The organism is Kutzneria buriramensis, from assembly GCF_003387475.1.
Lineage (GTDB): Bacteria > Actinomycetota > Actinomycetes > Mycobacteriales > Pseudonocardiaceae > Kutzneria > Kutzneria buriramensis.
This window is the reverse complement of sequence record NZ_QUNO01000008.1, coordinates 364715-376148: the sequence shown is the minus strand read 5'-3', so window position 1 is coordinate 376148 and position 11434 is coordinate 364715. Positions and strand designations below refer to the sequence as shown.

Annotated in this window: 10 protein-coding genes; 7 read left to right on the top strand and 3 right to left on the bottom strand. The window is 70.4% G+C overall.

From position 1 onward, the window contains the following. Positions 1–25 precede the first annotated feature (25 nt). Positions 26–1180 (bottom strand): serine hydrolase domain-containing protein, encoded by a 1155-nt coding sequence (locus tag BCF44_RS25110; RefSeq protein WP_116176795.1) that lies wholly within the window; start codon positions 1178–1180, stop codon positions 26–28. 278 nt (positions 1181–1458) lie between these two features. Here BCF44_RS25110 and hpnC point away from each other — a divergent pair, with 278 nt between their 5' ends. From hpnC to hpnH, 7 genes are read left to right on the top strand one after another with little or no spacing between them, the layout of a single operon-like run. Next, positions 1459–2349: a squalene synthase HpnC gene (hpnC, locus tag BCF44_RS25105; protein WP_246015526.1), complete on the top strand. Its 891-nt coding sequence runs from the start codon at positions 1459–1461 to the stop codon at positions 2347–2349. Positions 2350–2360: 11 nt separating this feature from the next. After that, positions 2361–3218 carry a presqualene diphosphate synthase HpnD gene (gene hpnD / locus BCF44_RS25100; RefSeq protein ID WP_116176909.1) on the top strand — a complete coding sequence of 286 codons (858 nt, stop codon included), beginning with the start codon at positions 2361–2363 and terminating at the stop codon, positions 3216–3218. Then, positions 3215–4540, top strand: a complete 1326-nt coding sequence (hpnE, locus tag BCF44_RS25095; protein ID WP_116176793.1) for a hydroxysqualene dehydroxylase HpnE — start codon at positions 3215–3217, stop codon at positions 4538–4540. Before hpnD ends, hpnE begins: the two co-directional genes overlap by 4 nt. Next, positions 4537–5544 (top strand): polyprenyl synthetase family protein, encoded by a 1008-nt coding sequence (locus tag BCF44_RS25090; protein WP_116176792.1) that lies wholly within the window; start codon positions 4537–4539, stop codon positions 5542–5544. Before hpnE ends, BCF44_RS25090 begins: the two co-directional genes overlap by 4 nt. Beyond that, complete coding sequence (gene shc, locus BCF44_RS25085; RefSeq protein ID WP_116176791.1) at positions 5541–7397, top strand: squalene--hopene cyclase; 1857 nt, start codon at positions 5541–5543, stop codon at positions 7395–7397. The genes BCF44_RS25090 and shc overlap by 4 nt, the downstream gene beginning before the upstream one ends. Then, positions 7390–7923, top strand: a complete 534-nt coding sequence (locus tag BCF44_RS25080; protein WP_116176790.1) for a nucleoside phosphorylase-I family protein — start codon at positions 7390–7392, stop codon at positions 7921–7923. The genes shc and BCF44_RS25080 overlap by 8 nt, the downstream gene beginning before the upstream one ends. Then, positions 7920–8930, top strand: a complete 1011-nt coding sequence (gene hpnH / locus BCF44_RS25075) for an adenosyl-hopene transferase HpnH (RefSeq protein WP_116176789.1) — start codon at positions 7920–7922, stop codon at positions 8928–8930. Before BCF44_RS25080 ends, hpnH begins: the two co-directional genes overlap by 4 nt. Here the strand turns inward: hpnH and BCF44_RS25070 are convergent. Together BCF44_RS25070 and BCF44_RS25065 are read right to left on the bottom strand one after the other, a co-directional pair. Beyond that, a complete protein-coding gene (locus BCF44_RS25070) occupies positions 8896–9900 on the bottom strand; it encodes a tetratricopeptide repeat protein (RefSeq protein ID WP_116176788.1) in 1005 nt (334 codons plus the stop codon). The genes hpnH and BCF44_RS25070 overlap by 35 nt on opposite strands. Then, on the bottom strand, positions 9901–11211 hold the full coding sequence (locus tag BCF44_RS25065) for an ATP-binding protein (protein WP_246015522.1): 1311 nt from the start codon (positions 11209–11211) through the stop codon (positions 9901–9903). It abuts the gene before it with no gap. Positions 11212–11434 lie beyond the last annotated feature (223 nt).

Below are 11434 nucleotides of genomic sequence, written 5' to 3'. Positions count from 1 at the left end.
CCGGTTTTCCACAGCCCGAATTCCCCTACAGGCAGGAGTACACCGCGGCGATGAGCGCCATCTTGCGGGGGTCGTCGGCGATCACGTTGCCCATCAGGTTCATCACGTAGCCGATGGACAGGTCGGCCTCCGGATCGGCCAGCCCGAACGAGCCGCCGAAGCCGTCATGGCCGACGGCGCGCGGATTCGGTCCGTAGTGGCCGTCCTCGCCGGACAACCACACGCCCAGCGCGATCTCCGACTCCCGGCCGCCGAGCCCGGCGTCGCCGATCACCAGGTCGACGCAGGCACCCTGCCCCTCCCGGGCGTGCTCCGCCTGCGCGGCGCTGAGCAGCCGTTGTCCGCCGGCGACACCACCGTGCGCGTACGCCCCGTACAACGTCTCCACCCCACGGGCGGTCGCATGGCCGTTGGCCGCCGGGATCTCCGCCGCCCGCCAGAACTCGGCGTTGCCCTGGTCCGGGCCCACTACCGGATTTGTCAGCACGGCCAGTGCCACGGGATTGAGCTGGGCGAACATGGCCTGGAACGCCGCCGGGTCCGGGGGCGGCGGCTGCACGAGGGTGGCCACCCGGTCGTCGTCCGCCGGGGACAGTCCGATCCGGAAGTCGGCCCCTGCCCGATCGGCCAGCTCACGGTGGACGAAATCCCGCACCGACGTTCCGGTGACCCGCCGGATCAGTTCGCCGACAAGGAAACCGTAGGTGAGCGCGTGGTAGCCGGACACGGTCCCGGGCTCCCACCACGGCCGGGTGTCCGCCAGCCGAGTGATCATCAAGTTCCAGTCGGCCAACTCCTCGGCCGTGGTCGGTTCACGGAACGCGGCCAGCCCGGCACGGTGCGACAACACGTGTCGGACCAGCCCGTCAGAAGTGAACTCCGGCCAGTACTTGCGGACAGGGGCATCCGGGTCGAGCAGTCCCCGGTCCACCAGCACGTGAAACGCCAGCGCGACCACGCCTTTGGTGGTGGACCAGACGTTCACGACGGTGTCGGCCAACCAGGGTCTCGATCTTTCCGGGTCGCGGTGGCCACCCCAGAGATCGATCACCACCCGGTCTCCCACACGCACCGAAATTGCCGCTCCGAGCTGGGAACCGTCGGCGAACTGCGCGGCCAGCACGTCCCGTACCGGGGCGAAGGCGGGGTCGCAGGTGCCGTCCACGTCGAGGGCTGCCATATCAACCACATCCCTGGTTCTATCGGCTGGGGCTGTTGATGGCACAACAACATACCGACCGGTTGGTCTGGGCTCAAGGGGTGGCGGGGCTCACACGGCCGTCGGCGTGATCGATGGCCCGAAAAGGTCTCATGGTGTTGATTCAGGTTGCGAAGATCCGCGCAGTGGATCACCGTATGGGGACACCGGCCGTCGGCGGGCCCACCGGGGCACCGGATCTCGGCGCACCACGACCGGCGCTCGACACTGCTACTCCGCAAGCACCACCGGAGGACCCCGTGGTCGACACGCCTGCCCGGCCGAGTTGGACTACACCCCTGCCGCCACCGCCCACCCCTGCCGGCCCCGACGTCGCGGCGCTGCACAAGAAGGCGGGCGGCGAGAACTTCACGGTCGCATCCCTCCTGCTGCCGCCGCGCGTCCGGCGCCGGCTGCTGTCCGTCTACGCCTTCGCGCGCCTGGTCGACGACATCGGCGACGAGGCCCCCGGCGACCGGAACGCCCTGCTGGACAAGGTCGAACGCGACATCGACCGGATCTACGCCGGCTACGTCGCGACCGACCCGCTGTGGGCGGAGCTGACCGTCACCGTGCACGAGTGCGGCATCCCGCGCACCCCGTTGGACCGATTGGTGCAGGCCAACCGCCGCGACCAAGAGGTGAAGCGCTACCGCACATTCGACGACCTGCTCGGTTACTGCGAGCTGTCGGCCAACACCATCGGGCATCTCGTGCTGCACGTGTTCGACGCGATGTCACCGGAACGCGAGGCCCTGTCCGACAAGGTGTGCTCAGCGCTGCAAGTGCTGGAGCACCTCCAGGACGTCGGCGAGGACTACCGGAACGGCCGCATCTACCTGCCCGCCGAGGACCTCGAGCGGTTCGGCGTCAAGGAAGAGGATCTGGCCGCCAGCAAGGCGAATCGGGAGGTGCGAGCCCTGATCTCGTTCGAGACCCAGCGCACGCTGCGGCTGCTGGACTCCGGCGCCGCCATCGTCGGCACGCTGTCCGGGCTGGCGCGGCTGGCCGTCGCCGGCTACGTCGCCGGCGGCCGGGCGACCGCCGCCGCGATCGTCAACGCACGTTTCGACGTGCTGACAACCACGCCACGGCCATGTAAATTCCGCACGATCGCCGAACTCGTGCGATCCCTCGGCGGTGGCCGGTGACCACCGTCGCGCTGTCCATCGAGGCCGCCTACGACCACTGCGAACGCATCACGGGCGAGCAGGCCAAGAACTTCTCCTACGGGATCAGGCTGCTGCCGCCGCTCAAGCGCCGCGCGCTGTCCGCCGTCTACGCCTTCGCCCGCCTCGTCGACGACATCGGCGACGGCGACGCGCCGGCCACCGAACGCCTCGCCGGCCTCAACGAAGTTCGTGAAAGGTTGCACAATCTCGCCGACCACAAGGACGATCCGGTCGCCGTCGCCCTGGGCGACGCGACGCTGCGGTTCGGCCTGCCGCTGGGCGCCTTCGACGAGCTGATCGACGGCTGCCAGGCCGACGTGCTCGGCACCGCGTACGAGAGCTTCGAGGACCTTCGGCACTACTGCCGCTGCGTGGCCGGCTCGATCGGACGGTTGTCGCTGGCCGTGTTCGGCAGCCCCGATCAGGCCCGCGACTCCGAGTTGGCCGACGCGCTGGGCGTGGCGCTGCAGCTCACCAACATCCTGCGGGACGTGCTGGAGGACCGCCGCAACGGCCGGATCTACCTGCCCGCCGAGGATCTGCGCCGGTTCGGCTGCACCCTCGACCTCGACGCCGACGGCAACCTCGTCGACGACGAGGACGCGTTGTCGGCGCTGCTGGCCTACCAGGGCGCGCGGGCCGAGGAGTGGTACACGATCGGCCTGCGCCTGCTGCCGCGGCTGGACGGCCGCAGCCGGGCCTGCTGCGCCGCGATGGCCGGCATCTACCACCGGCTGCTGGCCCGCATGATGACCCGCCCGTGGCTGGTGCGAAGTTCCCGGACATCGTTGCCGGACTGGGAGAAGGTCCTGGTGGCGGCGCGTTCCCTGGCCGGGTCGCGGCCGTGACCGCGCGGGTGGTTGTCGTGGGCGGCGGCTTGGCCGGCCTCACCGCCGCCTGCGAACTGGCCGACCGCGGCCTGGACGTCACCCTGCTGGAGGCCCGCCCGCGCCTGGGCGGCGTCACCTTCTCCTTCACCCGCGGCGATCTCGTCGTCGACAACGGGCAGCACGTGCTGCTGCGGTGCTACACCGCTTACCTCGATTTCCTGCGCAGACTCGGCGTTGCTCACCACATCGACATGCAGCGCCGGATGCGCATCCCGGTGCAGGGCGCCGACGGCACGCTGGGTTCCTTGTCCCGCACGGCTTTGCCGGCCCCCCTGCACCTGCTGGGCTCGCTGGCCACGTACAAGCTGCTGTCGCCGGCGGACCGGCTGCGCGCCGCGCGGGCGGTGCCGGCCATGCGGCGGCTCGACCCGGCCGATCCCCGGTTGGACGAGCAGAGCCTGGGTGACTGGTTGCGCGTGCACGGCCAGAACGACGCCACCATCGCCGCACTGTGGAACCTGATCACGGTCGCGGCGCTGAACTGCGACGCCGACGAGGCGTCGCTGGCGTTGGCGGCCAAGGTGTTCCGCACGGGCCTGCTGGACCGCAGCGAGAACTGCGACATCGGCGTGCCGGCCGTGCCGCTGTCCCGGCTGCACGGCGATCCCGCCATGGAGTACCTGCGTGCACGCGGCACACAGGTGCGGCTGCGCGCGGCGGTCAAGGAGATTCGCCGTGACGGCAACGGGTTCGAGGTGGTGACCGCCGACGAGACGGTGCCCGCGGACGCGGTGGTGGTGGCCGCGCCGGCCGACGCCGCCGCCAAGCTGCTGCCCGACGTCGTCACCGAGGACCTCGGCCACTCGCCCATCTTCAACGTGCACGTGGTCTTCCCGCGGCGCGTGACCGACCTGCCGTTCGTCGCGGTGGTCGGCTCGCCGGTGCAGTGGGTGTTCGACCGGACCGAGGTGTCGGGGGTGACGCAGGGCCAGTACCTGGCCGTGTCGGTCTCCGCCGCCGCGGACTGGATCGACCAGCCGGTGCAGGAGCTGCGGGAGCTCTTCCTGCCGGAGATCAGCCGGGTGCTGCCCGGCGCCGCCGGGCAGGTTCCCACCGATTTTTTCGTCACCAAGGAGCGGACGGCCACGTTCCGGCAGCAGCCGGGCAGCGGCCGCAGGCGCGCGCACCAGCGGACCGGCACGCCCGGTCTGGTGCTGGCCGGTGCGTGGACCGCGACGGGGTGGCCAGACACAATGGAGGGCGCCGTGCGCAGCGGACAGAACGCGGTCAGGTTGTTGATGGAGCAACTCCCCGCCCCGGTGAGCGAGGTGGCCCGATGACCTCGACGCTGCCACGCCCGGTGACCACCGCCGCCGACCTGGTGCAGCCGGCGATGCGGCTCGCGGTCGACACCCTCAACCCGTCCGTCCGGCACGTGGTGAGCTACCACCTCGGCTGGCTCGACCCGGCCGGCAATCCCACGAAGAGCAGCGGTGGCAAGGCATTGCGCCCCGCGCTGGCGCTGCTGTCGGCGCAGGCCGCGGGCGGTACCGCCGAACAGGGCGTGCCCGGCGCTGTCGCGGTGCAGTTCGTGCACGACTTCTCGCTGCTGCACGACGACGTGATGGACGGCGATATCGAGCGCCGGCACCGTCCCACCGCGTGGAAGCTGTTCGGCGTGCCGGCGGCGATCCTGGCCGGCGACGCGCTGCTGACGCTGGCCGTGGAGGTCCTGCAACCGACCGGGTCGCCGGCCGCCATCGACAGCGTGACGCTGGCGGTGCAGGACCTGATCGCCGGGCAGAGCGCCGACCTGGAGTTCGAGCGCCGCCGGGACGTGTCGCTGCACGAGTGCATCGAGATGGCCAACGGCAAGACCAGCGCCCTGATGCGGTGCGCCGCGTCCATCGGCGCCATCCTGGCCGGTGCCCCGGCGGAGCGCGTGGAGCTGTTGGCGCGCTTCGGCATGCACCTCGGGCTGGCGTTCCAGCTGGTGGACGACCTGCTCGGGATCTGGGGCGCGCCGGAGGTGACCGGCAAGGCGGTGCTGGCGGATCTGAAGGTGCGCAAGAAGTCCCTGCCGGTCGTCGCCGCGCTGACGTCCGGCACCGCGGCCGGCGACGAGCTCGCGGAGCGGTACCTGGTCGACGGCACGCCCGCCGACGAGGAGCTGCCCGAGTTCGCGCGGCTGATCGAGCAGGCCGGCGGCCTGGCCTGGGCCGAGGCCGAGGCCGACCGGCAGGTGCGCGCCGCCGGCGAATGTCTCGACGCCGTCGGCGCTCCTTCTGATGTTCGGGAGGCTCTGTGGCAGATCACGCACTTCGTGGCCAACAGGGATCAATGAAGGCGCCATCGGTGAGCGACGACGTAATTGCCCTGGCAAGGCAGAAGGCCATCGACCACCTGGTGTCGTTGCAGGACAGCGACGGCTGGTGGAAGGGCGAGCTGGAAACCAACGTCACGATGGACGCCGAGGACCTGCTCATGCGGCAGTTCCTCGGCATCCGGGAGCCGGTCGGCACGGCGGAGACCGCCGCCTGGATCCGGTCCCAGCAGCGCGAGGACGGCACCTGGGCCACGTTCTACGGCGGCCCGGGCGAGCTGTCCACGACCGTCGAGGCCTACACCGCGTTGAAGGTGGCCGGCGACTCCCCCGACGCCGACCACATGGTGCGGGCCCGGCAGTTCATCCTGGACAACGGCGGCATCGAGAAGACTCGGGTGTTCACCCGGATCTGGCTGGCGCTGTTCGGGGAATGGTCGTGGGACCGGCTGCCGGTGCTGCCGCCGGAGATGATCCTGCTGCCGAAGTGGTTCCCGCTCAACATCTACGACTGGGGCTGTTGGGCCCGGCAGACGGTGGTGCCGCTGACCATCGTCGGGTCGATGCGTCCGCAGCGGCCCCTGGGCGTCTCGGTGTCGGAGCTGAAGACCGGCCGGCCGGACGAGCCGTTCGAACCGGCGCTGAGTTGGGCCGGTTTCTTCCAGCGCCTGGACAAAGTGCTGCACCTGCACGCCAGACTGCCGATCAAACCGCTGCGCGAATACTCCATTCGCAAGGCCATGAAGTGGATCCTGGAGCGCCAGGAGGCCGACGGCGGCTGGGGCGGCATTCAGCCGCCATGGGTCTATTCCATTCTAGCGCTGCACCTCCGCGGTTATCCGCTGGATCATCCGGTGCTGCGCAAGGCCCTTGCCGGCCTGGAATCGTTCACCATCAAGGAGGACGGAATCCGTCGGCTGGAGGCGTGCCAGTCGCCGGTGTGGGACACGGCGCTGGCCGTCACCGCGCTGCTGGACGCCGGCATGCCGCCCGACGACCCGGTGCTCAAGGGCGCGGGAAACTGGCTGCTGGACGAGGAAGTCACCGTGCGCGGCGACTGGGCCGTGCGGCGGCCGTCGCTGCCGCCCGGCGGCTGGGCGTTCGAGTTCGAGAACGACAACTACCCGGACGTCGACGACACCGCCGAGATCGTGCTGGCGCTGCGGCGGATGCTGCCGGCCGACGAGCCGGCGGTGCGGCGGGCCGTCGAGTGGACCATCGGCATGCAGTCCCGGGACGGCGGCTGGGCCGCGTTCGACGCCGACAACACCCGCCGGCTGGCCGAGAAGCTGCCGTTCTGCGACTTCGGGGCCGTGATCGACCCGCCGTCCGCGGACGTCACCGCGCACGTGGTGGAGATGCTGGCCCACGAGGGTCTTTCCGCCTTGCAGCCGGCGCGCCGGGGCATCAAGTGGCTGCTGGACAACCAGGAGGCCGACGGCTCGTGGTTCGGCCGCTGGGGCGCGAACCACATCTACGGCACCGGGGCCGTGGTTCCGGCGCTGATCGCCGCCGGGCTGCCGACCGTGCATCCCGCGATCCGGCGCTCCGTGAAGTGGTTGGAGCGGCACCAGAACGCCGACGGCGGCTGGGGCGAGGACCTCCGGTCCTATCGGGACAAGTCGTGGGTCGGCCGAGGTGACTCGACGGCGTCGCAGACGGCGTGGGCGCTGCTCGCGCTGCTGGCCGCCGGCGAGCGCGGGGCCGTGACCGAGCGGGGCATCCGCTGGCTAGTCGCCACCCAGCGCGACGACGGCACGTGGGACGAGCCGCAGTTCACCGGCACCGGCTTCCCCGGCGACTTCTACATCAACTACCACCTGTACCGGCTGGTCTTCCCGCTCACGGCGCTGGGTCGGTATCTCGATGGCTGATCTCGTCGTCGCCACCGCGCTGCGGATCGAGCGGTTCGCGCTGCGGCGCGGGCTGCCCGACGTGCCGGTGATCGCCGTCGGGATGGGCATCCGGCACCCGTCCCGGTTGTCGGTGCCGCCGGGCGCGGCCCTGGTCGTCGCCGGCGTGGCCGGCGCGGTCGTGGCCGGGCTGGAGCCAGGCGATCTGGTGGTCGACGACCGTGATCTGGCGTTATCGCTGCGCGGCAACGGTTTCACCGTGCACCACGGGGTGATCGCCGACAGCGACCACGTCGTCGGATCGGCCGAGCGGGCCGAACTGGCCCGCACCGGCGCGCTGGCCGTGGACATGGAGTCCGCCGGTCTGCTCGCTCTGGCCGGCGACCGCCCGCACGCCGTCGTGCGGGCGATCGTCGACACGCCGTCCCGGGCTTTGCTGCGCCCGGCAACCCTCGGCGGCGGCATCGCGGCGCTGCGCCGCCTCGCCGCTATCGGCCCGGTGCTGCGGCACTGGGCGGAGTCGAAAGTGAAAGAGGTACGACAGTGAACATGCCGTTGCACCAGAGCCTGCGGATCGCCGGCTACCTGCTCGGGCAGAAGCTGCGCCGGCGCGAGAAGTTCCCGCTCATCGTGGAGCTGGAGCCGCTGTTCGCCTGCAACCTCAAGTGCGCGGGCTGCGGCAAGATCCAGCAGCCGCACGACCTGCTGCGCCAGCGCATGCCGGTGGAGCGGGCGATCAACGCCATCGAGGAGTGCGGCGCGCCGATGGTCTCCATCGCCGGCGGCGAGCCGCTGATGCACCCGCAGATCGACGAGATCGTCAACGAGCTGGTCCGGCGCAAGAAGTACGTGTTCCTGTGCACCAACGCCGTGCTGCTGCGCAAGCGCATCGACAAGTTCGACTTCAAGCCGTCCAAGTACTTCGCGTTCGCCGTGCACATCGACGGGCTCAAGGAGCGCCACGACCAGTCGGTGGCCAAGGACGGCGTGTTCGACGAGGCGGTGGAGGCGGTCAAGGAGCTCAAGAAGCGCGGGTTCCGGGTCACCACCAACACCACGTTCTTCAACACCGACACGCCGCAGAGCGTCATCGAGGTGCTCGACTACCTCAACGACGACCTCCAGGTCAGCGAGATGATGATCTCGCCGGCGTACGCCTACGACAAGGCGCCCGACCAGGAGCACTTCCTGGGCGTGCAGGAGACCCGGGAGCTGTTCCGCAAGGCGTTCGCCGACGGCCGGCGCCGGCGCTGGCGCCTCAACCACTCCCCGCTGTTCCTGGACTTCCTGGAAGGCAAGATCGACTTCTCCTGCACCGCGTGGGGCATCCCGTCCTACTCGCTGCTGGGCTGGCAGAAGCCGTGCTACCTGATGTCCGACGGGTACGCCAAGACGTACAAGGAGCTCATCGAGGAGACCGACTGGGACGCCTACGGCCGGGGCAAGGACCCGCGCTGCGCCAACTGCATGGCGCACTGCGGCTACGAGCCCACCGCCGTGTTGGCCACCATGGGGTCGCTCAAGCAGTCGATCCGCGCCGCAGTCGGTCGCTGACGAAGTAGGCGAAGGTCGCCGCGATGCCGATACCCAGTAGGAGTATCGGCATCCAGGCGGCGGCCAGCGCCGCGCCGATGAAGACCACCGTGGCCAGCGTGGTCGGCAGGAAGCGGCGGTCGTTGCGCAGGATGCTGTACAGGTGGGCGCGCACCGGCTTGGCCAGCCGGCCGAGCAGGCGGCCCACCATCACCAGCCACATCAGCACCAGCAGGCCGGCGACCACCTCCGGGAACGTCCGGCCGCCCTCGTAGGTGATCGCCACGAGGGCGACGCCGACGAACACCATCTGCGCCGCCAGCCGGGTGCTGCGCAGGACCCGCCGGCACACCAGGTCGATGTTGTCCCGGGCCACCTGGAGCCGCGGGTTCTCCGCCAGGGCGGCCGCGAACCCCGCCGTCGCCGCCTCCAGCTTGTTGCCGCGCAGCTCGATCGTCGCCAGGTTGTTGCGGGCCGCCGCGTTCTCCGGGTCGAGCCGCAGCGCCTCGCGGTAGTTGCGCTCCGCCGCCACCAGGTTGCCCATCGAGCCCAGCAGGACGCCCCTGGTCAGGTGCGTCTCCGACTGCAACGGGGCCAGCTCCACCGCCCGGTCCGCCGCCAGCGCCGCCTCGCCGTGGAACTGCTTCAGCGGCATCATCGCCGTCACCAGGACCACGTACTGCTGCCACTGGTTCGGCGCCAGCCGCACCGCTTCTCGCGCCGTCCGGACCGCGTCCGCGTGCCAGCCCAGCTTGTGCTGCGCAAGCGCTTGCAGCCGGTGACCCCACTCACTGTCCGGATTGGACGCCAGCGCCTGGGTCGACGCGTGCAGCATCGCCTTGATGTCGCCCGTCTTCTGTTCGCACTGGGCCAGCAGGCACCAGGCCTCCGTCGAGGCCGGATCGTCCGCCAGGGCCTTCGCCAGCTCGGCCTTGGCCTGGTCGTGACGGCCCAGATCGATCAGCGTCCGGGCGCGGGCGATGGTGTCCATTCAGGCCAGCCGGTGCTTCTTCAGGTACGCGAGGAGTTCGTCGTACACTCCGCCTTCGTTCGCGAACATCGCCACGTTACGCGCGGCGGCGAACCAGGGCCCGGTTGAGGGTTTTACGTCCCGCAGAGCCGATTCCAGGTCCCCCATGCCAATCATCCGGGTCTGTCCACTTCGTACCGAATCCAGCAGCGCCCGCTCCGCCGCCGCGTCGCAGGCGTGCGCCAGATCCGCCCCCGAATACCCTTCCGTCCGCTTCGCCAGCTTCGCGACGTCGATCCCGTCCGCGTGTCGATCCCTCAGGTGGTACCTGAGGATCGCTTCCCGCGCCTCCCCGTCCGGCGGCAGCACCAGGAGCGTCCGGTCGAACCGCCCCGGCCGGCGCAGCGCCGTGTCCACGTCCCACGGGTGGTTCGTCGCCGCCAGCACGAACACCCCGTCGTTGCTGTTGTGGACGTCGTCCAGCTCCACCAGCAACTGGTTCACCGTGCCCCGCATCGCCGACGACCGCAGCTGGCTCCGCTTCTGCCCCAGCGCGTCCACCTCGTCCAGGAACAGCACACAAGGCGCGTTGCGGCGGGCCGTCTCGAACATCGCGTGCAGGTTCCGTTCCGACTGCCCGATGTACATGTCCAGGACGTCCGACAACGTCACCGAGACGAACTTCGCCCCCAATTCCCCCGCCACCGCCTTCGCGATGAACGTCTTCCCACACCCCGGCGGCCCATACAGCATCAGCCCGCCCCGTGTGTCCTTCTTGTACAGCCTCCGCAGTTCCGGATTCCTCATCGGCGCCAGAAACGCCGCTTCCAGCCGCTCCTTCACCGCCTTCAAGCCACCCACGTCCTTCAACGTGATCCGGCCCTCTTCGACGTCGAGGAACCCCAGTTCCTCCTCCGCGGCGGCCCAGTCGAACACCGGCTCCGGCTCAGCCTTCGGCTCGGGGTCCCCCACCCGCTCCGGTCCCGCCTTCGGCTCGGGATCCCCAGCCAGGTCCGAGTCGGGTTCCGCCTTCGGCTCGGACTCCCCGCGTGTCGGCTCCACCCTCGACTCAGACTCCGGCTGCGCCGGCTCCGCCACCCGCTCCGAGTCCACCTTTGCCGCGGACTCGGGCCCCACCGGCCCGGCCACCGTCTCCGGCCTCAGCGCTTCGACCTGCCGCGACTCCCCCGGCGTGCCCAATGCCCGGTTCAGCACATCCCTGGCCGGCCCCGACGTCGGCTCGTACCCCAGCGCCGTCGCCGCCTGCTCCGCCGCCCCGTCGCGGTCCCCCACCACCAGCAGCTGCTCCGCCAGATGCAGGCGTAACGTCACGTCCCCCGGCACCGCCTCAACCGCCGCACGCAAGCTCCGGATCAACGGCGTCTCCGACAACGGGCCCTCCCCTACACCAGGTTCCCGCCAGTCTATCCCGCCGATCACCGCAAGGGTTTCCCCCGATCACGGCGCAACACCCGAACGCCCCATTTCGTCGGGTGCGTCACGAACAGCAATCTTCGCGCTACTCCGAGCACGCTTCGGACTGCGGGAAATCTCA